This window comes from Nitrosospira sp. Nsp14 (assembly GCF_900113575.1).
GTDB lineage: Bacteria > Pseudomonadota > Gammaproteobacteria > Burkholderiales > Nitrosomonadaceae > Nitrosospira.
This window is the reverse complement of the sequence record NZ_FOPV01000006.1, coordinates 127,434-151,677: the sequence shown is the minus strand read 5'-3', so window position 1 is coordinate 151,677 and position 24,244 is coordinate 127,434. Positions and strand designations below refer to the sequence as shown.

Annotated in this window: 22 protein-coding genes, 3 pseudogenes and 1 riboswitch; all 25 genes and pseudogenes read left to right on the top strand. The window is 56.1% G+C overall.

Annotation, left to right across the window (positions count from 1 at the left end; genetic code table 11):
• The first annotated feature begins 188 nt into the window (after nt 1-188).
• The 25 genes and pseudogenes from BM022_RS05795 (at nt 189) to BM022_RS05690 (ending at nt 23,933) form a co-directional block, all read left to right on the top strand.
• Nucleotides 189-1,337: an MFS transporter gene (locus BM022_RS05795; protein ID WP_091137624.1), complete on the top strand. Its 1,149-nt coding sequence runs from the start codon at nt 189-191 to the stop codon at nt 1,335-1,337.
• 111 nt (nt 1,338-1,448) lie between these two features.
• On the top strand, nt 1,449-2,861 hold the full coding sequence (gene leuC / locus BM022_RS05790) for a 3-isopropylmalate dehydratase large subunit (RefSeq protein WP_091137623.1): 1,413 nt from the start codon (nt 1,449-1,451) through the stop codon (nt 2,859-2,861).
• On the top strand, nt 2,842-3,054 hold the full coding sequence (locus BM022_RS15930; RefSeq protein ID WP_256208965.1) for an entericidin A/B family lipoprotein: 213 nt from the start codon (nt 2,842-2,844) through the stop codon (nt 3,052-3,054). The genes leuC and BM022_RS15930 overlap by 20 nt, the downstream gene beginning before the upstream one ends.
• Before the next feature lie 28 nt (nt 3,055-3,082).
• Nucleotides 3,083-3,265, top strand: a pseudogene (locus BM022_RS15715) (3-isopropylmalate dehydratase small subunit); the annotation flags it as partial.
• Between the two features lie 42 nt (nt 3,266-3,307).
• Nucleotides 3,308-3,433 (top strand): entericidin A/B family lipoprotein, encoded by a 126-nt coding sequence (locus tag BM022_RS15710; protein ID WP_371264298.1) that lies wholly within the window; start codon nt 3,308-3,310, stop codon nt 3,431-3,433.
• Between the two features lie 47 nt (nt 3,434-3,480).
• Nucleotides 3,481-3,645, top strand: a pseudogene (locus BM022_RS15705) (3-isopropylmalate dehydratase small subunit); the annotation flags it as partial.
• A 39-nt stretch (nt 3,646-3,684) separates the two neighbouring features.
• Nucleotides 3,685-3,813: an entericidin A/B family lipoprotein gene (locus BM022_RS15700; protein WP_218146839.1), complete on the top strand. Its 129-nt coding sequence runs from the start codon at nt 3,685-3,687 to the stop codon at nt 3,811-3,813.
• A 19-nt stretch (nt 3,814-3,832) separates the two neighbouring features.
• Nucleotides 3,833-4,471, top strand: a complete 639-nt coding sequence (gene leuD / locus BM022_RS05770) for a 3-isopropylmalate dehydratase small subunit (RefSeq protein WP_091137618.1) — start codon at nt 3,833-3,835, stop codon at nt 4,469-4,471.
• A gap of 31 nt (nt 4,472-4,502) precedes the next feature.
• Nucleotides 4,503-5,564, top strand: a complete 1,062-nt coding sequence (leuB, locus tag BM022_RS05765) for a 3-isopropylmalate dehydrogenase (protein ID WP_091137684.1) — start codon at nt 4,503-4,505, stop codon at nt 5,562-5,564.
• A gap of 63 nt (nt 5,565-5,627) precedes the next feature.
• Nucleotides 5,628-6,740, top strand: coding sequence for an aspartate-semialdehyde dehydrogenase (gene asd, locus BM022_RS05760; RefSeq protein WP_091137616.1), 1,113 nt, complete (start codon nt 5,628-5,630; stop codon nt 6,738-6,740).
• Nucleotides 6,741-6,974: 234 nt separating this feature from the next.
• The gene (locus tag BM022_RS05755) at nt 6,975-8,822 is read left to right on the top strand and encodes a FimV/HubP family polar landmark protein (RefSeq protein WP_091137614.1); all 1,848 of its coding nucleotides are present in this window, start codon (nt 6,975-6,977) and stop codon (nt 8,820-8,822) included.
• Between the two features lie 74 nt (nt 8,823-8,896).
• Nucleotides 8,897-9,724: a tRNA pseudouridine(38-40) synthase TruA gene (gene truA / locus BM022_RS05750; RefSeq protein WP_091137613.1), complete on the top strand. Its 828-nt coding sequence runs from the start codon at nt 8,897-8,899 to the stop codon at nt 9,722-9,724.
• Between the two features lie 109 nt (nt 9,725-9,833).
• On the top strand, nt 9,834-10,460 hold the full coding sequence (locus tag BM022_RS05745) for a phosphoribosylanthranilate isomerase (protein WP_091137682.1): 627 nt from the start codon (nt 9,834-9,836) through the stop codon (nt 10,458-10,460).
• A complete protein-coding gene (trpB, locus tag BM022_RS05740) occupies nt 10,447-11,643 on the top strand; it encodes a tryptophan synthase subunit beta (protein ID WP_091137611.1) in 1,197 nt (398 codons plus the stop codon). Before BM022_RS05745 ends, trpB begins: the two co-directional genes overlap by 14 nt.
• A 14-nt stretch (nt 11,644-11,657) precedes the next feature.
• On the top strand, nt 11,658-12,467 hold the full coding sequence (gene trpA / locus BM022_RS05735) for a tryptophan synthase subunit alpha (RefSeq protein ID WP_091137609.1): 810 nt from the start codon (nt 11,658-11,660) through the stop codon (nt 12,465-12,467).
• 28 nt (nt 12,468-12,495) lie between these two features.
• Complete coding sequence (accD, locus tag BM022_RS05730; protein WP_091137608.1) at nt 12,496-13,356, top strand: acetyl-CoA carboxylase, carboxyltransferase subunit beta; 861 nt, start codon at nt 12,496-12,498, stop codon at nt 13,354-13,356.
• Nucleotides 13,357-13,429: 73 nt separating this feature from the next.
• A complete protein-coding gene (gene folC, locus BM022_RS05725) occupies nt 13,430-14,788 on the top strand; it encodes a bifunctional tetrahydrofolate synthase/dihydrofolate synthase (protein WP_091137606.1) in 1,359 nt (452 codons plus the stop codon).
• A gap of 12 nt (nt 14,789-14,800) precedes the next feature.
• Complete coding sequence (locus BM022_RS05720) at nt 14,801-15,526, top strand: SPOR domain-containing protein (protein ID WP_091137605.1); 726 nt, start codon at nt 14,801-14,803, stop codon at nt 15,524-15,526.
• Between the two features lie 75 nt (nt 15,527-15,601).
• A complete protein-coding gene (locus BM022_RS05715) occupies nt 15,602-16,108 on the top strand; it encodes a CvpA family protein (RefSeq protein ID WP_091137603.1) in 507 nt (168 codons plus the stop codon).
• Nucleotides 16,109-16,224: 116 nt separating this feature from the next.
• Nucleotides 16,225-17,745, top strand: coding sequence for an amidophosphoribosyltransferase (purF, locus tag BM022_RS05710; protein ID WP_091137601.1), 1,521 nt, complete (start codon nt 16,225-16,227; stop codon nt 17,743-17,745).
• Between the two features lie 164 nt (nt 17,746-17,909).
• Nucleotides 17,910-19,088, top strand: coding sequence for an O-succinylhomoserine sulfhydrylase (locus BM022_RS05705; protein WP_091137600.1), 1,179 nt, complete (start codon nt 17,910-17,912; stop codon nt 19,086-19,088).
• A gap of 955 nt (nt 19,089-20,043) precedes the next feature.
• Nucleotides 20,044-21,447: a S8 family serine peptidase gene (locus tag BM022_RS05700; protein WP_256208962.1), complete on the top strand. Its 1,404-nt coding sequence runs from the start codon at nt 20,044-20,046 to the stop codon at nt 21,445-21,447.
• On the top strand, nt 21,432-21,896 hold the full coding sequence (locus BM022_RS15925; RefSeq protein WP_256208961.1) for a hypothetical protein: 465 nt from the start codon (nt 21,432-21,434) through the stop codon (nt 21,894-21,896). The genes BM022_RS05700 and BM022_RS15925 overlap by 16 nt, the downstream gene beginning before the upstream one ends.
• A gap of 13 nt (nt 21,897-21,909) precedes the next feature.
• Nucleotides 21,910-22,677, top strand: a pseudogene (locus tag BM022_RS05695) (PLP-dependent transferase); the annotation flags it as partial.
• A 572-nt stretch (nt 22,678-23,249) separates the two neighbouring features.
• A complete protein-coding gene (locus BM022_RS05690; RefSeq protein WP_256208960.1) occupies nt 23,250-23,933 on the top strand; it encodes a PEP-CTERM sorting domain-containing protein in 684 nt (227 codons plus the stop codon).
• A 171-nt stretch (nt 23,934-24,104) separates the two neighbouring features.
• Nucleotides 24,105-24,191: riboswitch (cyclic di-GMP riboswitch) on the top strand.
• The last annotated feature ends 53 nt before the right edge of the window (nt 24,192-24,244 follow it).

Here is a 24,244-nt window from a genome sequence, read left to right as displayed (position 1 = left end):
ACGGATTCCGCTCAGCCAGAGCGTCAGCCGACGTGACGGACGTGTCTGGGCAGACGTTCGTGATTTCTACCGCGGGTCGCAAGCTCACTTTGCTATCGTCTCCCATTGTGAGGACGTGCTGAAAATTATTACCGGGTTCCCGGAAATGCGCATCCATTCACGTTCTGAGCCGAGCTGATCAGTTCCCCATGCACACCGTTCCTTACTGGCGTCTTTCCGGCTTCTACTTCTTCCATTTTGCCTTCATCGGCGCCTTCGCGCCTTACTGGAGCCTCTATCTCAAACATCTCTCGTTCAGCGCGCTCCAAATCGGCATGCTGATGTCGCTGTTGCACGTCACGCGCGTTTTCGCTCCGGCCGCATGGGGCTGGCTTGCAGATCATACCGGCAGGCGGCTCCTGATCGTCCAGGTAGCCGCGCTCGCCGGTCTGGCAAGTTATTGTGGCGTATTCTTTGGCGAGTCGTTTGGCTGGATGTTCGTAATCATGGCGCTGATGAGCTTTTTCTGGAGCGCGTCGCTGCCGTTAATCGAGGCCACCACACTTTCTTACCTGGGCGAAAGCACGGCGCGTTATGGACGCATACGGGTCTGGGGATCGGTTGGGTTTATTTTAGCCGTCACCGCGACCGGGTACCTGCTCGATGCGGCCGGTATCGCTTCCCTGTTGTGGGCGGTGCTTGGGCTTAAGCTGGGCATCGTTATTTTCTCACGCCAGATTCCCGAAGGGGAAGTTATGGTTCATCACGCGGATGGAACTTCGATAGGGCAGATATTCAGGCGCCCGGAAGTGATTGCCTTTTTCGCGGCCTGCATGCTGATGGCGCTTGCGCATGGCCCCTATTACACATTTTATTCGATTTACCTGGTTGAGCACGGCTACAGCAAGAGCATCGTCGGCTGGTTGTGGGCGATAGGCGTGATCTGCGAAATAGGGATTTTTTTCCTGATGCCGCAGCTGATGCATCGGTTTCGTCTCAAACAGATCATGGCCTTCAGTTTCGGTTGCGCTATCGCCCGGTTCCTGATGATAGGCTGGGGCGTGGACTGGCCAGCAATGATTCTGCTGGCGCAAGCGCTGCACGCCGCAACCTACGGTGCCCACCATGCCACCGCGATGATGGTGGTGCATCAATTCTTTCGCGGCCGTCACCAGGCAAAGGGACAGGCGCTCTATACCAGTCTCACGTTCGGGCTCGGCGGAACATTGGGCGGCATCTTCAGCGGCTATGCCTGGGAGTGGCTGGGGGCCGGTCTCACGTTCACCGTGAGTTCAATCGCAGTTCTGCTCGGATTGATATTGGTCGTCTGGAAAATGAACGTCGGCCGCGCAACATGATTTGTCCGGAAGAACCTGCAATGCGATACCGTTGTCTGTTACTGTTATGTTCCTGTTATGGGATAATTTCCACTTTGGCAGAATAATCCTTCCTTTACATTTGAATTAAAGATGCAAACGTTATACGACAAACTCTGGCGCAGTCACGTGGTACATGAGGAATCGCCCGGCGACCCGGATGGCATGACGCTGCTGTATATCGACCGGCACCTGGTGCACGAGGTCACCAGTCCTCAGGCATTCGAAGGCCTGAAGCTGGCCGGGCGCAGGCCGTGGCGGCGGGACTCCATTCTAGCCGTGGCGGATCACAATGTGCCCACGACTGCCCGCGGGCAGGGAATCAGCGACCCGGTGTCACGTCTTCAGGTGGAGACGCTGGACCAGAACTGCGACGAACTGGGTATCACAGAGTTCAGGATGAATGACCTGCGCCAGGGAATTGTTCACGTTATCGGCCCGGAGCAGGGCGCCACGCTGCCGGGGATGACAGTAGTGTGCGGCGACTCGCATACCAGCACCCACGGCGCGTTCGCCTGCCTCGCGTTCGGCATCGGCACCTCCGAAGTGGAGCATGTGCTCGCGTCTCAGTGCTTGCTGACAAAGAAAACCAAGGCAATGCAAGTCAGCGTCGACGGTGAGCTTGGTCATGGAATAACGGCCAAGGACATCGCGCTAGCGGTCATCGGCGAAATCGGTACGGCTGGCGGTACGGGTTACGCGATTGAATTCGCCGGTAGCGCGATACGGGGGCTTTCCATGGAAGGCCGCATGACTTTGTGCAATATGGCGATTGAAGCGGGCGCGCGCGCGGGCATGGTTGCGGTGGACGAAACCACGATTGAATACCTCCGCGGACGCCCATTTGCGCCCAAGGGTGAGCTGTGGGATAGGGCGACCGCGTACTGGCGCAGCCTCAAAAGCGATGAAGGCGCCAGGTTCGACAAGGTGGTGCGGTTTGATGCGGCACAGATCAGACCGCAAGTGACATGGGGCACCTCCCCGGAGATGGTAACGGCGGTCGATGGAAAGGTGCCTGATCCGGCGCAGGTGGAGGATGCGGTAAAGCGCCACGATATGGAACGCGCGCTGAAGTATATGGGACTCGCACCCAATACGCCGATTAGCGAGATCCGGCCGGACAAGATATTCATCGGGTCCTGCACCAACGCCCGCATAGAGGATCTGCGCGCCGCGGCGGAAGTGGTGAAAGACAGGCATATTGCCGCGAACATCAGGCTGGCGATGGTCGTGCCTGGCTCCGGCCTGGTCAAGAAACAAGCGGAGCAGGAAGGGCTCGACAAGATATTCCGCGATGCGGGATTCGAATGGCGGGAGCCCGGTTGCTCAATGTGTCTTGCAATGAATGATGACCGGCTTGAGCCCGGCGAGCGTTGCGCCGCCACTTCCAATCGCAACTTCGAAGGCAGGCAGGGACCGGGAGGGCGTACACATCTTGTCAGCCCGGCCATGGCCGCGGCTGCGGCGGTAGCAGGACATTTTGTGGATGTACGGAAAAAATATTGAAAATATATTAATATTAGAGCGCAACACCGGTGTGTCCTGTTTAATTATTACAAGAAAGGGGGTTTTGATGAAAATGCTGTCGATAATGTTTGCCCTGATTGCTGTTGTTGGTTTGTCCGGATGTAACACCTTCGCAGGTATGGGCAAAGATATCCAGAGCGGTGGTAAGGCAGTAGAGGAATCGACGAAATAGGTCTGAATTTAACTCGCTAGCGAAAAAATTTACTTTCTGCGACGGATTGGTGGCGCCGCTTGATCGCGCTAATGTCGATACCGACGCCATCATTCCCAAGCAGTTTCTGAAATCCATCAAGCGGTCGGGTTTTGGACAGAATCTCTGTGACGAGTGGCGGTATCTGGATCACGCCGAGCCGGGAATCGACGCGACCCAACGCAAGCCCAACACCAATGGGTTCTGTTCATTTATTACAAAAAAGGGGTTTACGATGAAAATGCTGCCGGTAATGATTGCTTTGATTACTGTTTTTGGTTTGTCCGGATGTAACACCTTCGCAGGTATGGGCAAAGATATTCAGAGCGTGGGTGGGGCCGTAGAGGAAAAGGCGAAATAGATCTGAATTTAACTCGCTAGTGAAGAAATTTTACTCTCTGCGACGGTTTGGTGGCGCCGCTCGATCGCGCCAATGTCGATACCGACGATATCATTCCCAAGCAGTTTCTCAAGTCCATCAAGCGGTCTGGTTTCGGACAGAATCTCTGTGACGAGTGGCGGTATCTGAATCACACCGAGTCGGGAATCGACGCGACCCGATGCAAGCCCAGCACAGATGGGTTCTGTTCATTTATTACAAAAAAGGGGGTTATGATGAAAATACTGCCGGTAGTGGTTGCCTTGATCGCTGTTTTTGGTTTGTCCGGATGTAATACTTTCGCAGGCATGGGCAAAGATGTGCAGAGCGGGGGTAAGGCATTGGAGAATCAGGCGAAATAGGTCTAGATTGAAGTAGATAGTGAAAAAATTTACTTTCTGCGACGGTTTGGTGGCGCCGCTTGATCGCGCTAATGTCGATACCGACGCCATCATTCCGAAGCAATTTCTGAAATCCATCAAGCGGTCAGGTTTCGGGCAGAACCTTTTTGACGAGTGGCGCTATCTTGATCATGGCGAGCCAGGGATGGATTCGACCCAGCGCAAGCCTAATCCCGATTTCGTACTTAACCTGCCTCGTTACCGCGGTGCGCAAATATTGCTCGCGCGCTCCAATTTCGGTTGTGGCTCAAGCCGGGAGCATGCGCCGTGGGCGCTTCAGGATTATGGTTTCGAGGTAGTCATTGCCCCAAGCTTTGCCGATATATTTTTCAATAACTGTTTCAAGATTGGTCTGCTGCCTATAGTGCTCGATGAGGTAAAAGTGGATCAGCTCTTTCGTGAACTAGAGGCAAACGACGGCTATCGGCTGGCTGTTGATCTGGAGAACCAGTCGGTGACGACACCGGGTGGGGAGTCGTTCTTTTTCGATATCGATCCATTTCGCAAGCAGTGTCTGTTGAACGGGCTGGATGAAATTGGCCTGACCTTGCAGCACGCGGACAAGATCAAGGCATTTGAGGACAGGCATCGCGCGACGCAGCCGTGGTTGTTTGCATGAAGCTCAGGCTCGCCGGCGTGAAAAGGTTTTTATGAAGATTGCGATCCTATCCGGCGATGGAATAGGCCCGGAGATTGTCGCTCAAGCCGTACGAGTCCTGGAAGCGCTGAGGAGCGACGGGTTGGAATTCGAGCTGGAGCATGGGCTACTGGGCGGTTGCGCTGTGGATGCCGCGGGAGAGCCTTTTCCTGAAGCGACACGCAAGCTTGTTGCCGATGCTGATGCAGTGATTCTCGGCGCAGTAGGAGGCCCCCAATACGATACGCTGCCGCGGCAGCTCCGGCCCGAACGAGGGTTGCTCGGTATACGCAAGGCGCTGAATCTGTTTGCCAACCTGCGCCCCGCGACGCTGTACCCGGAACTTGCCAATGCGTCCACACTGAAGCCTGAAGTCGTGGCCGGGCTGGACATTCTTATCGTGCGCGAACTGACCGGAGACATCTACTTTGGCGAGCCGCGCGGGATTGAGCAGCGCGAGGGCCAGCGCGTTGGATACAATACGATGATATACAGCGAAGCGGAAATACGCAGAATCGCGCGGGTGGCGTTTCAGGCCGCGCGCAAGCGTAATCGGAGGCTTTGCTCGGTGGACAAGATGAATGTGCTGGAATGCACCCAGTTGTGGCGCGATGTCGTGACCGAGACGGCGCCGGAGTATCCCGATGTGGAACTCTCGCACATGCTGGTGGATAATGCCGCGATGCAGCTGGTGCGCAACCCGCGCCAGTTCGATGTGATGGTGACCGGCAACATGTTCGGGGATATTTTATCGGATGAAGCGTCCATGTTGACGGGCTCCATCGGAATGCTGCCGTCGGCATCGCTGGACGAAAGAAGCAAGGGCCTTTACGAACCGATTCACGGCTCAGCCCCGGACATCGCCGGAAAAGACGTGGCCAATCCCTTGGCGACAATATTATCCGCGGCGATGATGCTGCGCTATACGTTCGATCTGGAGGTCGCGGCATCCCGGATAGAAGATGCTGTAAAAGCGGTGTTGGCGAAAGGTTATCGAACTGCGGACATCGATGAGCCCGGAATGAAAAGAATTGGCACGGCGGCGATGGGCGACGCGGTTCTGGCAAATTTATAGATTGGCAGGGTAGAAAAGATCCGGACCCTGGTGGGCCTGGGCTGAGGATGAACAGGACGAACGATGAGACAAGTTGGGTTTATTGGCTGGCGCGGCATGGTAGGCTCCGTGCTGATGCAGCGGATGCGGGAAGAAAACGACTTCGCGCTGGTAGCGCCGACCTTCTTTACTACCTCGCAGAAGGGTGGCAAAGGTCCGGATATCGGGCAGGAAACTCCGCCACTGAAGGACGCGCACAATATAGACGAGCTCAAGGCGATGGATATCCTTGTTTCCTGCCAGGGGGGCGACTATACCAGCGAAGTATTTCCCAAGTTGCGGCGGGCGGGTTGGAACGGTTACTGGATCGACGCCGCCTCGACATTGCGTATGGGAAAGGACGCGGTCATTATTCTCGACCCGGTCAATTTGCCAGTTATCGAGCAGGCGCTGCACGATGATGTAAAAAACTATATTGGCGGAAATTGCACCGTAAGCCTGATGCTGATGGCGGTGGGCGGATTGTTCGAAGAAGACATGGTGGAATGGATGAGCGCCATGACTTATCAGGCCGCTTCCGGTGCCGGAGCTCAGAACATGCGCGAGTTATTGCTGCAGATGGGTGAAGCCCACCGGGTCGCGAAAAACCTGCTGGACGATCCGGCCGCAGGGATCCTCGATATCGACCGGGAAGTCGCGGGGACGCTGCGCGATGTGAGTTTTCCGACCGAGAATTTTGGCGTGCCGCTGGCGGGCAGTCTTATCCCATGGATAGACAGGGGTCTTGACAATGGGCAGACGCGCGAGGAATGGAAAGGCCAATCGGAGACAAACAAGATCCTGGGCCGCTCCGATCATTTAGTTCCAGTGGATGGAATCTGCGTTCGCGTGGGCGCCATGCGCTGCCACAGTCAGGCGTTGACGATCAAGTTGAAGAAGGATGTGCCGCTGGACGAGATCGAGGATATTCTCTCCGCGTCCAACAGTTGGGTGAAAGTTGTTCCAAACGACCGAGAGAGCACGTTGAAGGAGTTGACGCCGGCTGCGGTTACGGGGTCATTGGCAATCCCCGTGGGGCGGTTGCGCAAGCTTGCGATGGGGGGCGAGTATCTTTCAGCCTTCACTGTCGGAGACCAGTTGTTGTGGGGAGCGGCGGAACCATTGCGCAGGATGCTGAGACTCCTCGTGCAAGCCTGAGAACCACGCAGGGTAAACGCTATCCCTTCGCAGGACTCAATAAAGACTTCCGCGAGGCTTGCTCCTCCATAAACGTTGTCCTATCCTGGTTTTATTCCCGTTGTCATTCCTTTATGACGTTACTTTTTCTTTCGCGAGAATGTAGCCGTGCGAAAGCCAGTCGCGGGATTCCTGAATAAGACCCGGGCACTTGCGAGGACAGCCTTGTTTCAAAGAGGAGTCGCGCCAAGCCGGATGGGCATCCCACGCGGGAGGCATGGGGCTGTTCCCGGCACCCCCCCGCACGGGGATTTTGTTTACGGGTTTGCAACAGCTTGTGCGCTTTTGTTCGTACTTATGGCTTCCGGAACCGGATGGGCGGCTGGCTTGGGAAGGCTTACCCCGACTTCGGCGTTGGGACAGCCGTTCGAGGCGGAAATCGAGCTGGTCGCGGTTAAGGATGGGGAAAAGCCCGGGCTAACAGCGAGCCTTGCGCCCCAGCAATTTTTTCGTCAGGCAAATATCGATTACTTGCCGCTGCTCGCAACTTTTCGAGCGAGTGTCGAAGTCCGTTCGGACGGACAACCCTATGTCAGGATCGTTTCTTCGCAGCCTGTCACCGAACCGTTGCTTAACTTGCTGGTCGAGCTGAGTTGGCCCTCGGGACGCCTGATGCGCGAATATGCGATTGTGCTCGCACCGCTGGGTGGTGATGGACTGATGCACGCCGCGCAGACAGCTGGAACTGCCCCGGCTGTTTTGGAAGAGGCTCAATTGCTTTCTGGAAAAACGCAGGATGCTTCTGGCTGGGAGCGATTTGGATTTCCGGTCGCGAAAGGGAGTGCGAACGAGGAAGCATTGAAACAGACGGTAACGGGAAAGATCGCACCCGCAGGGAACGCAGATCGCCTATTGGGTAAACAGAGGGAGGTGCGGCAAGAGGTCCTTCAGCGTTCTAAAGGCGCGGAGCCGCCGCATGCCCGCAGTGAAGAAGAGGTCGGCGCGATCGTTCGCGGGAACGGAAGAGATGCAGGTGCTCAGCCTAGCCTCCGCGAGGTAGACGAGGACGCAACTGGCAAAATTGGTTTGCCTCGCGGGGACGGCGAGCGCATTGCGTTGCTTGAGAAAGATATCGAGAACACGGAGCGTCTGTTCGAGCAAGAAAATCCGGCCCAGGCGGAAATGCAAGAACAGGCGGTAACGCTTGCGCCGGGAAAGGCGATTTCGCCGTTCGCCGTCGTGCCTCAGTCAACGCCATCCGCTCCATCGGCGCCCACACAGAGCGAAACAAATCGTCCAGAAGGAGCCCGGCCCGTTTATGAGGCAGCGGATGAGCCGGTGGCAATCGCAAAACCTGTGCAAGCCGCCTCGTTTTCCGTAAGCTCGCCAGAACCCGAGGCTGTTTTTCTGGACTTCGCCCAGATGACGCAGCCGATTGTCGATCGGTTGATGACGAACCGTGACGTTCTCGGCGGGACGCTCGCGCTTTTGATTGCTGGTGTTGTCGGCGCATCCATTGTGCGAAGGTCGAAGAAGGCGGGCGACCCGGCGGGCGGAAACGTCATATCTCCTACGTTGGACTCTTCAGCCGCGGCGGCTGCACGCGTACCTTCCACTGTCGCCAAGCACGAGACGCATGCCGCTTTTTCTACCGAGCGAGCAGCGGGCGCAGCCGGGGTCCGCAAACGCCGCCATCGGGGCACGCGAGATGTTAAAACTGAACCGGTTTCCCCAATTTTGCAGAATACCCCGGCAGAACATGTGCCAATTCCGAAGACGAAGATGAACGTGTGTGCGCTATTGTCCGGCTCATCGGAAGGCGCATCTCTGCCAACCGGCGCGGGTGTGCCGACGGAATGCCACGCGGCGGGAATTGATTTAAACAAAAACGTTTCCTCCGCATATCCTTACACGTATCTTCGGGGGCGCCCCTTGCATGAAAGAAGGGTCGGGGGACGGGAAATGCTATCCCAGCTCGATCTGGCCAGGGCATATCAGGAAATGGGCGACAAGGATGCGGCGCTGCAAGTTCTGCGGGAGGTGATTCGCAATGGCGACGCGGGGCAGCGGGAGCGTGCACGACATATATTGGCGAATCTTTAGAGCGCGGGGCGATAGTTGTACACCATTATTTCATCCTTTTTGTGCCGGGATCACGATCTAGGGTCATCGCGGCGATGAGAATCGCGCTTGTGCTGGAGTATGATGGCAGCAGTTTTTGCGGTTGGCAAAGCCAGCACTCACGGGATTCGGTGCAGGATGCCGTGGAAGCGGCGGTATCCGCAATCGCGGGCGGCAATATTCGCGTTATGGCGGCAGGGCGTACCGATGCCGGCGTTCATGCCTTTTATCAGGTGCTGCATTTCGATACGCAGGCACAGCGCCCCGCCAGCGCCTGGGTGCGAGGTGTCAATGCGCTGTTGCCCGACAGCATCGCAGTGCTGTGGGCGTCACAGATATCCGATGCGTTCCATGCCCGATATTCAGCTATTGAACGCTGCTACCGCTATGTGTTATTGAATCACCCCGTCCGCCCAGGGCTTGGCCACCGCAATATTGGCTGGTTTCACGGAGCGCTCGATCTCGAGTCCATGCGCGTTGCGGCGCAAATGCTGGTCGGCGAGCATGACTTCAGCGCCTTCCGAGCCGCGGAGTGCCAGGCTGTATCTCCCGTACGTCACCTGACCAAACTGGACATTTCGCGGCGGGGCGACATTATTCTATTTGAACTTCGCGCCAACGCCTTTTTACATCATATGGTGAGAAATATTATCGGTTGCCTCGTCTACGTGGGTAAGGGCAAACACCCCCCGGCGTGGGTCAAGGTGCTGCTGGAGGGACGTAATCGCGCCGCTGCCGCGCCGACATTTTCTGCTACCGGGTTATACTTGGCGGGGGTCCGCTACGATGCCAAATGGAACGTGCCGAGCTTTACCGATTCCTCACATGAACCTCTGCCTGCCGTCGTGCTGCCGTACCTCGATGGCCGCACAGCTTGTGGCTGAGGCTGTTGACGGACGCTAAGGATCTGCCAAATACCCAGGTCCCGGCGGGGTCATGGCGGTCGCAAATAATGAAATTGTTGGAACCTATAGAAAACCAAACGACTGTTCCATGGCGATACGGGTAAAAATTTGCGGTATTACGCGCGTTGAGGATGCTCTGGCCGCGGCCCACAGTGGCGCCGATGCCGTCGGCTTTGTTTTCTGGCAGCACAGCGCGCGCTACGTCACGGCAGAGAAAGCAAGGGATATTATCGCGGCGCTACCCCCATTCCTTGCCAAGGTCGGTGTCTATGTCGATCCGGATCCGGATTGGGTGCGGGAAACTTCTTCTTTGGCTGGGCTGGATCTCCTTCAATTCCATGGAGATGAGCCACCGGCATTTTGTCGGCAATTCACCCTGCCTTATATCAAGGCGGTACGCGTCAGGGCGGGATTAGATTTGCTACAATACGCAACCTTTTATAAGGGGGCAAGCGGGCTACTGCTCGATACTTATGTCGCAGGCGAGCCGGGTGGGACAGGGCATGCATTCGACTGGGATTTGATTCCGCAGACGTTACCATTGCCGCTGATTCTGTCCGGTGGACTGCATCCGGGTAACGTTGCAGAAGCGATCCAGCGGACCCAGCCATGGGCCGTGGATGTATCCAGCGGAGTGGAAGTCGCGAAAGGCATCAAAGACGCCGGCAAAATTGCTGCGCTCATGCAAGGAGTTCGAAACAGTGAACGTTTATGATTTTCCCGATAAATATGGTCACTTCGGTCCATATGGCGGCGTATTTGTGGCGGAAACATTAATTTCGGCACTGGACGAGTTACGCCGTCAGTATGAGCATTTTCGCAACGATGCCAGCTTCCAGGCGGAGTTTGCTTACGAATTGAAGCACTACGTGGGCCGGCCCAGTCCCATTTATCACGCAAAAAGATGGTCGGCTCATTTAGGCGGCGCACAGATACTACTGAAACGCGAAGACCTGAATCACACCGGCGCGCATAAGATCAACAATGCCATCGGACAGGCGCTGCTGGCGCGGCGCATGGGAAAATCGCGGGTAATCGCCGAGACCGGCGCAGGACAGCATGGTGTGGCCAGCGCCACGGTAGCCGCCCGCTATGGAATGGAGTGTGTCGTTTACATGGGCTCGGTGGATGTAGAGCGTCAGGCTGCCAATGTTTACCGGATGAAACTGCTTGGCGCCACGGTCATACCGGTCGAATCGGGCTCCAAGACATTGAAGGATGCGCTCAACGAGGCCATGCGCGACTGGGTGACCAACGTCGAGGATACGTTCTATATCATCGGGACGGTGGCGGGGCCCCATCCCTATCCCATGATGGTGCGGGATTTTCAGGCGATTATCGGGCGGGAAGCCATCGGGCAGATGCAGGAAGAATACGGTCGCCAGCCGGATGTCCTGATCGCCTGCGTAGGGGGCGGGTCCAACGCCATTGGGCTCTTTTATCCCTACCTGGATAGCAGTATCCGCATGATCGGTGTGGAAGCGGCGGGGAGGGGGATCGAGACCGGAGAGCACGCTGCCACCCTCACAACAGGGAGGCCTGGCGTGCTACACGGCAATCGCACTTATCTGATCCAGGATGAGAATGGGCAGATTATCGAGACGCACTCGATCTCCGCTGGTCTTGATTACCCCGGAGTGGGCCCCGAGCACGCCTGGCTCAAGGACAGCAATCGCGCGGAGTATGTCGGCATAACCGATGACCAGGCCCTTGAGGCGTTTCATGCCCTGTGCCATTACGAAGGCATCATTCCTGCGCTGGAATCCAGCCATGCGCTCGCCTATGCCGCCCAGCTTGCGCCGCAACTCGCCACTGATCAGTTGCTGCTGGTGAACCTGTCCGGCCGAGGTGACAAGGACATGGGCACTGTGGCGCAGGCTTCCGATATCGCTTTATAACCGACTTCCCCTTCATGTCCCGTATTGCTACCGTATTCGACGAGCTTCGCCGGCAAAATAGAAAGGCGCTCATTCCGTTTATCACTGCCGGTGACCCTGAACCGGGAATGATGGTTCCGTTAATGCACGAGCTGGTGAAGGCGGGGGCGGATATTATCGAGCTTGGAGTGCCATTTTCCGATCCGATGGCGGATGGTCCGACGATACAGCGGTCGTCGGAACGGGCGTTGAAGCATCACGTCGGTTTGAAGGACGTGCTGGCCATGGTCATGGCATTCAGGCAAAGCGACCCCATCACGCCCGTCGTGCTGATGGGTTATGCCAACCCAATAGAGGCGATGGGGTACGGGGCATTCGCCATGCGCGCGAAGGAGTGCGGCATAGATGGAGTGTTGACGGTGGATTACCCTCCGGAAGAGTCTGCGGAGTGGGTCGAATTTCTCAGAAGCCAGCAAATCGACGCAATCTTTCTGCTTTCTCCCACTACTCCTCAGGCGCGCATCGAAGAAGTGGCAAAGATGGCAAGCGGATATGTTTATTACGTTTCGCTGAAAGGTGTTACCGGCTCCTTCAATCTCGACCTGAGCGATGTTGCCAATAAGCTGGCGCTGTTGCGTTCAGCTATTTCCATTCCGATCGGTGTCGGTTTCGGCATTCGCGATGGCGCCACCGCCAAAGCGGTAGCAGAACTGGCCGATGCGGTCGTGGTTGGGAGCCGCATCATCGAGGAAATAGAAAACTCACCCCAGGCTGAGGTGTTAACCAATGTGCATGGCCTGGTCAAAACGCTGCGCAATGCCATAAACGAAGCCAGAACTAAATGACAGTCCGCGTGATTTCCCTCGAACACTTATGAGCTGGTTTCAGAAACTGCTGCCGCCTAAAATCAAGCGCAAGGAAACTGGCGGTGAAAAAAAGGCCGTGCCTGAGGGGTTGTGGAGCAAATGCGCTTCATGCGACGCGGTTCTGTACTATTCCGATCTGGGAAACAATCTTAACGTCTGCCCCAAGTGCAACCACCATAACCGCATTTCCGCCCGCGTGCGCCTCGATTTATTTCTCGATGCCGAGGGCCGGTATGAGATCGGCCAGGAAGTGCAGTCGGTGGATCCACTTAAGTTCAAGGACAGCAAGCGTTATGTCGATCGGGTGGCGGAGGCGAAAAGAGACACCGATGAGGACGACGCGCTGGTGGTGATACAAGGGAGCGTCAAAGCCGTACCGATGGTGGCGGCGGCGTTTGAATTCGGTTTTATGGGTGGATCGATGGGCTCGGTTGTCGGCGAGCGCTTCGTACGCGGTGTTCAGACCTGCGTAGAACAACGCCTGGCTTTCGTGTGCTTCACTGCAAGTGGCGGCGCTCGCATGCAGGAAGGACTGCTGTCGCTCATGCAGATGGCCAAGACAACAGCGGTGCTTACACAGTTGAGCCAGGAGGGGCTTCCTTTTATTTCCGTCCTGACTGACCCCACCATGGGCGGCGTGTCGGCCAGCTTTGCCTTCATCGGTGATGTGGTAATTGCCGAGCCGGGTGCGCTGATCGGTTTCGCCGGGCCGCGCGTTATCGAGCAGACGGTGCGACAAACGCTGCCCGAAGGCTTTCAACGCGCGGAATTCCTGCTCGAACACGGGGCCATCGATATGATCGTGGACCGCAGGCGCATGCGGGACAAGATCGCCAACCTGTGCACGCTGTTGTCGCGTGCTTCGTAGTCAACCCTATAGCCAGCCTTATTGTAGCCTGATTTCCGGTTCCCCTTAAAACCCGTACTTTTTTTCAGGGCGCATGGCAGCGAACGAGATCCATCCTGAATCACGCACGCTTTCCGATTGGCTGCTGCGGCTTGAGCAACTCCATCCCCGCACAATCGATATGGGGCTGGAGCGCGTAAGCAAGGTATGGGCTGAGCTTGGTGTTGCGCCGACGTTTCCCATCATCACCGTGGGCGGGACCAACGGCAAGGGATCGACATGCATTATGCTGGAGTCCATTCTGAGCCATTCGGGATATCGCGTCGGCTGTTACACTTCGCCGCATTTGTTACGTTATAACGAGCGGGTGCGGATCGGCCGCAGAGAGGCGAGCGATTCCGAATTATGCGATGCGTTCCAAGCTGTCGAGTCCGCGCGCATTCGCTCGGGTCTTTCCCTGACTTATTTCGAGTTTGGTACGCTGGCGGTGATGCAGCTGTTCGTCCAGGCTGCGGTGGATGTGGCAATTCTGGAGGTGGGATTGGGTGGACGGTTGGACGCGGTAAATATTTTCGATGCCGACTGTGCCGTTCTGACTAGCGTTGATTTCGATCATATGGATTATCTGGGTGAGACCCGTGAAATGATCGGGTTCGAGAAGGCGGGGATCTTGCGCAAAGGGAACGCTGCGATCTGCTCCGAGCCGGATATGCCCGCCGCGGTCCGTCTGCATGCGGAGACGATTGGCGCGGAGCTATCTCATATCGGCGAACACTTTGGCTACTCCACGGATGCGAACGGGTGGAGCTACTGGGGAAGCGGGGTAAAGCGCCATTCCCTCCCGTACCCAGCCCTGCGCGGCGCGCATCAGTTGCGCAACGCCAGTGCCTGCCTGGCGGCACTGGACGCGATGAGGGACAGGCTACCGATCACCATGGGCGACATACGCCACGGATTACTGGATGTCGCGTGGCCCGGCCGGTTCCAGGTTTTACCGGGACGTCCGGTCACGATCCTCGATGTGGCGCATAATCCGGGCGCGGCATCGGTCCTGGCGGAATGTCTCGATAGCATGGGCCGCTTTCATAAAACCTATGCGGTGTTCGCCATGCTCAGGGATAAAGACATTACCGCCGTCGCGCGCGCCGTTGCCCCGAAAGTGGATGTCTGGCTGGTGGCTGGTATAAAGGCGCCTCGCGGCGCTTCTGCTGATGAAGTCGTGCATGCGCTGGAAGCAGCGGGAGTGATACCGGGGGACACGCGAGCGGAAGGGGAAGCGCAAGAGCAGGATAGGGCAGCGAGAAGCGAAACCATACGTTGCTTTCCCTCTCCTACCGAGGCTTACACCTACGCCTGTGAGCAGGCGGGCATAAATGATAGAATTTGCGTTTTCGGCTCGTTCCACACCGTGGCTGAAGCATTACAAAGCCATAAAACGGTTGTGCGCAGTTAGTCAGGGATTCAAGTGGCAAAGACCGTCAGCGAAGAAGAAACCCAGCTCAGGAAACGTGCGCGGAGACGCTTGGTCGGGTCGATCACCCTCGTCATCGCCGCCGTGGTTATTTTGCCTATGGTGCTCGATAGTAAACCTGAGCAGCGCATCGAGGAGATTGATATTCGCATTCCCTCGGAGAATGCTGTCGATGAGCTCGGGCCTGAATCCGAGGCATCCGGCGGAACGTCCGACCGCGCCACTTCCGATACCGACGTCAGTGGAACACAGGCCGCAAATGAGCCGCCAAATCAGGCGCCCAATCGGGCGCCGCCGCAATCGTCCGGCAAGCCCGCCGCGCCTGCAAAGGGGGCTGTCGAAAAGCCGCATGCCGCCGGCACCGCGGAAACGGGATCCAGACTAGCCTCCAGCAGCGCGACTGGAAGCGCAAAGGGGACGGCACTACCAGTCAACTCCGAATTGTTTGTCGTGCAATTGGGCGCATTTACTGATCCGGCGAAGGCCCATCAGAAGCTGCAGAGCCTGCAAGAGAAGGATATTGCTTCGGTAATCGGCGTGGAAGCTTATACTGAAATCATCAAAGCTGAAAAGGGGCTCGACAAAAACATAGAGAAGGGCGTAGGGAAGGGGGATATTACCCGCGTGCGCGTTGGCCCATTTCGCTCCCGTGAAGAAGCCGAGAACGCTCGCGAAAAATTGAAGACGCTGGGATTCAGCGGGGTAGTGGCGGATAAATAGCGCGATGCGATCATGCTGTTCGTCGCCGATGCTGAGCGGTAGTGGATCGCGTTGCGGTAGATTGGTTAGTTGCGCATGACTATTTTTGACTATGCGGTTCTTGCCATACTCGTATTATCGATTTTGCTGAGCGTGGTACGGGGTGTGGTGCGCGAGCTGCTGTCGCTGGTGGGCTGGGTTATTGCGTTCATGGTGGCCAGTTCATTCGCAGCAGCGTTTGCTCCCATGCTGCCGTCGGCAATTGTCGGCGACCAGTTTCGGGGCGTGCTCGCATTTGCCTCCATATTCTTATCGGCCCTATTAGCAATGGGCCTGCTCACGATGCTGATATCCGCTTTGGTCAAGACAGCGGGGCTCGGTTTCGCTGACCGGTTTATGGGTTCGTTGTTCGGTTTCGCGCGCGGCCTGCTGGTGGTGTTGCTGGCGGTGCTGGCGGCGGGATTTACAACTGTGCCGCAGGAGCCTTTCTGGAAAAAGGCCACGCTGAGCGCACCGCTCGAAACCGTCGCGATGATGATCATCCCATGGTTGCCTCAGGATTTATCGCGGCATATCAGTTATGTAAAATCGAAGCGCGACTGATGAGCGGGAGTATCGGTAAAAAGCTACTTGATCGGCATCGGGCGGCCCGTATGAGAGAAGCTTTACCTTCAATTTTTTGCAGCGTTCATCCGGGCGATCTTCGCGGAGTATAAATCATGTGTGGAATACTGGGTCTTGTCGCACAAACGCCCGTCAACCAGTTGCTATACGATGGGTTGCTGGTGCTTCAGCATCGCGGCCAGGATGCGGCTGGGATCGTGACCGCGCAAGCCAATACTTTTCACATGCATAAGGGTAACGGGCTAGTCCGGGATGTGTTCCGCACCCGCAACATGCGCGCACTGCTGGGTAATATCGGAATCGGGCATGTGAGGTATCCCACCGCCGGGTCCTCCGAATCCCCAGCCGAGGCACAACCGTTCTACGTTAATTCGCCGTTCGGCATCGTGCTCGGGCATAACGGCAATCTTACCAACGCAGCACGGCTCAACGAGGAGTTGTTCCGGGAGGATTTGCGTCACGTCAACACCAATTCCGACTCCGAAGTTCTACTCAATGTACTGGCTCATGAACTTCAGACGAGCACGAAGAATCATCAACTCGATCCTGCCGCGATTTTCGAGGCAGTAGCCGGTGTTCATCGCCGCTGTCGGGGCGCCTATGCAGTCGTGGCGATGATTGCCGGTTATGGATTGCTGGCTTTTCGCGACCCGTACGGCATCCGCCCACTGGTATTTGGCTGTGCCGAGACCGAGCATGGGGTGGAGTATCTTGTGGCATCCGAAAGCGTCGCGCTCGACACCCTGGGGTTTAAGCTGGTCCGTGACGTGGCGCCGGGGGAAGCGATCTTTATCGATGAGAACGGTAATTTTTATAATAAGCAGTGCGCGACCAACCCGGTGCACCATCCATGCATTTTCGAGTTTGTCTACATGGCGCGTCCCGATTCCATGATGGACGGCATCTCGGTCTATGAGACCCGGCTTAACATGGGCGAGAGCCTGGCGGACAAGATTACGTCGACCATGCGGCATCTGGATATCGATGTGGTCATCCCGATACCGGATTCCAGCCGTCCGAGCGCGTTGCAGCTCGCCAACCGTCTGGGCGTGAGTTTTCGCGAAGGCTTCGTCAAGAATCGCTATATCGGGCGTACCTTTATCATGCCGGGTCAACAGCTGCGGCGAAAATCGGTTCGCCAGAAGCTAAATGCCATGAGCGTGGAGTTCCGGGGGAAAAACGTGCTGCTGGTGGACGATTCCATCGTGCGCGGTACTACCAGTCGTGAAATTGTGCAAATGGCGCAGGAGGCGGGCGCCAATAAGGTATATTTCGCCTCTGCCGCTCCGCCCGTGAGGTTCCCCAATGTTTATGGAATTGACATGCCCACGCGACAGGAATTGATCGCCACCGGCCGGGATGAAGACGAAATCCGTAGTGAAATCGGGGCGGATTATCTTGTTTTTCAGGAGCTCGACGCGCTCATAAAAGACGTGTCCAGGTTGAACCCCGTCATCGCCAATTTCGAAACGTCGTGTTTTGACGGCCATTACATTACGGGTGATGTCACCCCCGAGTACCTGGCCGTTCTGGAAGCCCAGCGTTCAGGCGGCGGGGTATTATCGCGTACCGGATCCAGTACCCAACTGGATTTGAATTTGGTCTCCGCAGAATAGGAGCGTCATTGAAGATTGACAAACTCAACCATCCAGAGTAGCGTAACAGTTGTGCGCCGATTTGATATTCAGCTTGCGGGCGCGTTATAAATTCGGCTAAAGCGGGAAAAAACCCGTCTTAGCGAGTGCTGAACGGGTTTTTTTATTTGAAGGAGTTTCGTTGCATGTCTGACGATTTCGAGCTGCAAACGCTGGCCTTGCATACCGGTATTCACCGCAGCCAATTCAATGAGCACTCGGAGGCGTTGTATCTCACCTCAAGCTTTGTATTCGACAGCGCCGCGCAGGCGGCCGCACGCTTTTCGGGGGCAGAACCAGGAAACATCTACTCGCGCTTTACCAATCCTACCGTAACAGCCTTTGAAGAGCGCCTCGCCGCACTGGAGGGAGCGGAAGCCTGCGTCGCGACTTCTTCCGGCATGTCGGCGATTCTATCCTGTGTAATGGGCCTGCTGTCGGCCGGGGATCACATCGTCGCATCGCGCAGCCTGTTCGGCTCCACCGTAAATCTGTTCAGTAATATCCTCACGCGTTTCAATATCGATACGACGTTTGTTTCAGCCACCGATATTTCGGAGTGGGAGGCGGCGATAAGGCCGGGCACTAAACTGCTGTTCGTGGAGACGCCGTCAAACCCGCTTACCGAAATCTCGGATATCGCCGCGCTTGCGTCCGTGTCGAAGAAAGCCGGCGCATTGCTGGCGGTTGACAATTGCTTCTGCTCGCCGGCACTGCAACGGCCGCTGGAACTCGGCGCCGATATTGTGATTCACTCTGCTACCAAATACCTGGAGGGACAGGGCAGGGTTCTGGGTGGGGCAGTGCTTGGCACGCGTGATGTTGTCATGGGAGGGGTATTCAGCTTCCTTCGCACCGCTGGTCCAAGCTTAAGTCCGTTTAACGCCTGGGTTATCCTGAAGGGGATGGAAACACTTAAAATAAGAATGGAGGCGCACTCGGCTAATGCGCTGGAAGTCGCCCGCTGGCTGGAAGCGCAGCCCGGCGTTGCCAGAGTTTATTATCCGGGCTTACCCTCTCATCCGCAGCATGAACTCGCCAAGCGTCAACAGAAGACCGGGGGCGGAATCGTTTCATTTGAGTTGAAAAGTGGCAAAGAAGCAGCATGGCGGGTGGTCGATTCGGTACGTTTGATTTCGATTACCGCCAACCTGGGCGACACCAAGAGCACCCTGACTCATCCCGCCAGCACTACGCACGCCCGTACTAGCCAGGAGAGCCGGGACGCTGCAGGAATTACCGATGGGTTGTTGCGAATTGCCGTTGGATTGGAAGCCGCCGGGGATATCCGAGCCGATTTGGCCAGGGGGCTGAACCCGGCATAAACCCCGGCTGGACCAAATTCCGGCCGACAGGCAAGCCCAATCCCACCTCATCCTGGGCGTCTCATCGCGAGGACGATCACCAGCAGCCTCCTCCATTATCAGAATTACAAGTTCCTCAAGCAGAGCGCGCGGTGCCCTTTCAGCGTTTGATTCTCAAGCCGCGCGCCGCGTTCCATCAGCTGCTCCAAGTTGTCGTTCGGTATCTTGCTCGTCATGCGACAGCGAACAGGGGCGGCAAAATCCACATCTCCTGCAACTCCCGGGCCAGGCTTACGCCTTCGCGCATCCGTTCTAGGCATCATTAATCGCGTTCATATGGCGTATTTCCCATTGCGCACGCGCCTGCGCCACGCGCTGTTCGGAGCGGGAGGCCACCGCCCAAGAATGGCGAGTGTGCTGGCACTGGGGGGAATCGTTTCGAGAGCGAAATCAATAGACCCAGCCGGGCCATTCCCAGTAGCAGGACATGCCATTGGTATTTCATATTCCCAGAGTCTAAGGCGAGCGCGCCGGTACAAGGTGGAGGTCGCGGCACGTTTTCTCCGCACTCCTGTGGAGCTCGATTTCAGAGACAACCTTGAGGGCAGGTCTCATAACATTGTTCGTAGGGTATTGTCGCTGCGTGGAGACATCCAAAGTGGACTTACTTTCAGGGCCTTATATGGAGATACTGTCGAGCTTGTAGTCATCGAGCAACAAAATTTAATTTCTTTTTTATTTAATCCCTTATCTAAAAAGGGAATTAGAAGCTGGCACGAAATATGCTTATAACGCCCAAGCTCATCAGTTCAAGGCGTTGCCGCCGAAAACCTCGGCTAAAGCATGTATGTGCGACATTGATAGCCGTTTTTCATGTTCAGGAAATAGATCAAATAGCCGTAATGCAATTTTATGCCTGTTGCAACTTTGGGTTTTTAGGGTGCCACGGGTTTCACAACAAAAAAAAGGAATCGACGTGAACGTCAACAAGAGGGAATTGTGTTCGGACTCAGGAGTGTGCTCATCACGGGCTACGTTAAAAATTGCTGGAGATGCGGTCCCAACTCGGCATGGCGTTGTCTCATTTCTACTTGCTGCATTTGTAGGATTGTTGTCGGTTGGTTCGACGGCTGCAGAGCCGGAGAGCAGGGGGCAGGGAACCGGGACCTGGGCGGAGGGGCGGATACTGGTTCTGCCGCACGCCGGGCTTCCTGAAAAGGAGCTGGCGAAAATTCTCGGGGAGCACGGTGGCAAGGCGAGGAAAATTGGGCAGAGTGATTTGTATATTGCGGATTTACCGGCACACGCCTCGGAAAAGGCGGTTGCCGCAAGGCTGGCCCACCACCCGCATCTTGAGTTTGTGGAACTTGACTATCTTGTGGAGCCCGATTTCGTGCCGAACGATCCCCAATATGGCAGTGCCTGGCATTTGTCCAAAATTGGCGCATCATCGGCCTGGAACAATTCGCAGGGAGCAGGCGTCATCATTGCTATTCTGGACTCCGGGGTGGATGGGTTGCACCCTGACCTTTCGTCCCGCATGGTCGCCGGCTGGAACTTCTACGATAACAACTCCTTAACCTCTGACGTATTCGCTCATGGCACGAAGGTGGCTGGCACTGCGTCAGCAATCACGAATAATGCGGTCGGCGTATCGGGTGTGGCAGGCCAGTCCAGGATCATGCCCGTTCGCGTTTCGAACACTACTGGTTCCGCCTACATCAGCGCGATCGCAAAGGGCCTGACATGGGCGGCTGACAATAAGGCGCGCATTGCCAACGTTAGCTTTTACGGCGTTGCGGGAAGCGCCAGCATCCAGAATGCCGCGCAATATATGAAGAACAAGGGCGGTCTGGTGGTGGTTGCCGCCGGGAATAACGGAGTTGACCAAGGTTACGCGCCAACCACAACCCTGATTGCAGTATCTGCCACAGACGGCAACGACTTCAAAACAAGCTGGTCAAGCTATGGAAGCTTTGTTTCAGTGTCGGCACCCGGTGCGGGCATCCTGACCACGACATGGGGCGGGGGTTACGGATCGGTGTCGGGCACGTCATTCGCCAGTCCGGTAACGGCTGGGGTTGTTGCGCTGATGATGACGGCGAATCCTGGGTTGCCGAACACGGACATAGAAAAGCGCCTCTTCTCGACCGCCATTGACCTTGGCGACATGGGGCGCGACCCCTATTACGGGTACGGCCGCGTAAGTGCCGCCGGGGCGGTGCAAGCTGTTATTTCCGCGACACCGGCGCTCGACATTCAGTCGCCCGTTGTCTTGATCTCATCCCCCTATCCGGATGCGACGGTATCCGGACTGGTGCCCGTCAATGTTTCCGCCACCGACAATATTGGCGTGAGTCGGGGGTGGAGCTCAGGGTAAATAACAATACTGTGGCCATCGATAATGCAGCCCCGTTTGCCTTTACCTGGGACTCGGCCGGTTCGCCAAACGGAATCACAAACCTTGTTGCTTACGCTTACGACGCTGCGGGTAATGTTGATGCCTCTGATCCGGTGGCGGTAAACGTTGCGAATGGAACCACGACCACTACCAAGGACACGCTAGCCCCGACAGTTAAGATCATCAACCCCGTCCCGGGAAATGTCTCGGGACGCGTGGCATCAGACAACGCGGGCGCTGCGGGGATCATGCTATACATCTATGTGGATGGGGCAATGGCAGCCAGCGGGACGGGCAGTACGCTGAGCTACGCCTGGAATACGCGCCCGAAGAATGCGCCAGGTCAGCTGCATACCATCCGGGCAGTAGCAAAGGATAGGGCAGGTAATGCTTCATCTGCGTCGGTGAACGTGAGGGTATTAAAATAGCTTAACACCGCCGGAGTGGGAGGCGGCGGTAAGGCCGAGCACTAAATTGTTGTTCGTGGAGACACCGTCAAACCCGCTCACCGAAATCTCGGATATCGCCGCGCTTGCGTCCGTGTCGAAGAAAGCCGGCGCATTGCTGGCGGTTGACAATTGCTTCTGCTCGCCGGCACTGCAACGGCCGCTGGAACTCGGCGCCGATATTGTGATTCACTCTGCTACCAAATACCTGGAGGGACAGGGCAGGGTTCTGGGTGGGGCAGTGCTTGGCACGCGTGATGTTGTCATGGGAGGGGTATTCAGCTTCCTTCGCACCGCTGGTCCAAGCTTAAGTCCGTTTAACGCCTGGGTTATCCTGAAGGGGATGGAAACACTTAAAATAAGAATGGAGGCGCACTCGGCTAATGCGCTGGAAGTCGCCCGCTGGCTGGAAGCGCAGCCCGGCGTTGCCAGAGTTTATTATCCGGGCTTACCCTCTCATCCGCAGCATGAACTCGCCAAGCGTCAACAGAAGACCGGGGGCGGAATCGTTTCATTTGAGTTGAAAAGTGGCAAAGAAGCAGCATGGCGGGTGGTCGATTCGGTACGTTTGATTTCGATTACCGCCAACCTGGGCGACACCAAGAGCACCCTGACTCATCCCGCCAGCACTACGCACGCCCGTACTAGCCAGGAGAGCCGGGACGCTGCAGGAATTACCGATGGGTTGTTGCGAATTGCCGTTGGATTGGAAGCCGCCGGGGATATCCGGGCCGATTTGGCCAGGGGATTGAACGGACGATGAACCGAGCATGCAAGCTCGCGTAAACAGGGCACCCCGCCCTATTTGATCTGCTAAGTGCTATTCACGCTGGCAGAAGTATCGCCGGAGACCTCCGTAACTCCTCCCATCCCAGCAGCCACGTCGCTTAAGCCTCAAGAATACCGAGGCGCGGAAGCCTTGATTTTCTAGCTTCACTTCGCATTCAAGCATCCGTTCCAAGTTGTCCACTCCTCCACCGGCTCGATCAGCGGACCCGCAAGAACAGTGAGTTGTGAAGGTTAGCCTAGATGTTCGTACAACGCGCGCGCTAAACTGCAGGGAGACGCTGGAATTGGGGCTGTTAGATGGCGAATTCGATAAATGCTCGTCTGTTAAATTTTCTCCAGGCACTCCGATTCTTCTTTTTCCTTGCGTGTCGAAAAAGCTTACACATGAGGATGAGTCTTCTAAATTATAGTTTAAGACCAATATCTTATAGCATGGCACGACTTATGCTTCTTAGTCGTTGGCTCCTGTTACTGATGTCCGCCGGTTAACAGGAGTAAGCAGGATTCGCGGAATCGACAAGAAACCAATACTAATAAAAAGGTTAGATGATGAATAAATTTTTTTCGGCAGCAGTAGTCAGTCTTGGATTGATCACTGCTCCATTATCTGCGTCTGCGTTGGTCATTGACATAAATACGTATCTGACTGGCAATCCGGTCGGGAGCAATGTCACAGTCGCAACGCTGACGATTACGCAGAATGGAGCGAACGCGGTGAACTTCAGTTTCAATAATTCGGTAGCTAATCTCGGCGCCATAGGGGACGACGCTTTTATATCGGGACTCCTCTTTTCTTACGACGGTACCCCCCTCCTAACAAGTAGCTCATTCGGCAGTTTCGGGGGTACTCAGCTCGTCGTGGCGGGTGCTTTTGGAATCAATCCCCCGGGTGGCGACGCGGGCTATAATTTTTATTTAGATCTCGATTACCCCACGGGGCCTCCCTCTGCCCGCTTTACGAATGGCGAGTTCAGCACATGGACGATCAGTTCAGCGAATGCGATCTCGGTAAGCGATTTTAGCGTGGATGTTAGTGGTAGCGGTCCCGCGTCATTGGCTATGGTGCATATTCAGCAGGTGGGGGCAGGGCCAGGGGGAAGCGGCTCATTAAAGTATGTTGGGGGTGACCCTGGCACCACTCCTCCTCAGGAAATCGCAGAACCTACGACGCTCGCACTCCTTGGCTTGGGACTGTTGGGCATTGGCGTGGCCCGCAGACAAAAAAAATAACGGAGATGTTTTTTTAGAGTAAAAACCCGCTCCGGCGGGTTTTTTTTTGGCTGACGCACGGCCGAGCTGAGCAATGGCGAGGCAAGTTTGGGCAGCGCCTTTCTTTATTTGCAACCTTTCAAGTCGAAAGAATTTTTTCCGTTAATGCCTTCAGTAAATTCTTATTTGTATCTGTAAAAAGGGCATACCCCATGAAAGCGGGGGACGCAAAGTCATCGGTCTACGGGGCGAAAGCCATAGGACGGCAGGGCTGCCAGGTAACGCTATTATCTCACCGGTTTAATGAATTAATCGTGTCAGCAAATTACCGG

Bases quoted from the DNA above. Each gene is read 5' to 3' on its own strand.
- BM022_RS05795 (WP_091137624.1), top strand. From the start codon at position 189: ATGCACACCGTTCCTTACTGGCGTCTTTCCGGCTTCTACTTCTTCCAT.
- leuC (WP_091137623.1), top strand. From the start codon at position 1,449: ATGCAAACGTTATACGACAAACTCTGGCGCAGTCACGTGGTACATGAG.
- BM022_RS15930 (WP_256208965.1), top strand. From the start codon at position 2,842: ATGTACGGAAAAAATATTGAAAATATATTAATATTAGAGCGCAACACC.
- BM022_RS15710 (WP_371264298.1), top strand. From the start codon at position 3,308: ATGAAAATGCTGCCGGTAATGATTGCTTTGATTACTGTTTTTGGTTTG.
- BM022_RS15700 (WP_218146839.1), top strand. From the start codon at position 3,685: ATGATGAAAATACTGCCGGTAGTGGTTGCCTTGATCGCTGTTTTTGGT.
- leuB (WP_091137684.1), top strand. From the start codon at position 4,503: ATGAAGATTGCGATCCTATCCGGCGATGGAATAGGCCCGGAGATTGTC.
- asd (WP_091137616.1), top strand. From the start codon at position 5,628: ATGAGACAAGTTGGGTTTATTGGCTGGCGCGGCATGGTAGGCTCCGTG.
- BM022_RS05755 (WP_091137614.1), top strand. From the start codon at position 6,975: ATGGGCATCCCACGCGGGAGGCATGGGGCTGTTCCCGGCACCCCCCCG.
- truA (WP_091137613.1), top strand. From the start codon at position 8,897: ATGAGAATCGCGCTTGTGCTGGAGTATGATGGCAGCAGTTTTTGCGGT.
- BM022_RS05745 (WP_091137682.1), top strand. From the start codon at position 9,834: ATGGCGATACGGGTAAAAATTTGCGGTATTACGCGCGTTGAGGATGCT.
- trpA (WP_091137609.1), top strand. From the start codon at position 11,658: ATGTCCCGTATTGCTACCGTATTCGACGAGCTTCGCCGGCAAAATAGA.
- accD (WP_091137608.1), top strand. From the start codon at position 12,496: ATGAGCTGGTTTCAGAAACTGCTGCCGCCTAAAATCAAGCGCAAGGAA.
- folC (WP_091137606.1), top strand. From the start codon at position 13,430: ATGGCAGCGAACGAGATCCATCCTGAATCACGCACGCTTTCCGATTGG.
- BM022_RS05715 (WP_091137603.1), top strand. From the start codon at position 15,602: ATGACTATTTTTGACTATGCGGTTCTTGCCATACTCGTATTATCGATT.
- purF (WP_091137601.1), top strand. From the start codon at position 16,225: ATGTGTGGAATACTGGGTCTTGTCGCACAAACGCCCGTCAACCAGTTG.
- BM022_RS05705 (WP_091137600.1), top strand. From the start codon at position 17,910: ATGTCTGACGATTTCGAGCTGCAAACGCTGGCCTTGCATACCGGTATT.
- BM022_RS05690 (WP_256208960.1), top strand. From the start codon at position 23,250: ATGATGAATAAATTTTTTTCGGCAGCAGTAGTCAGTCTTGGATTGATC.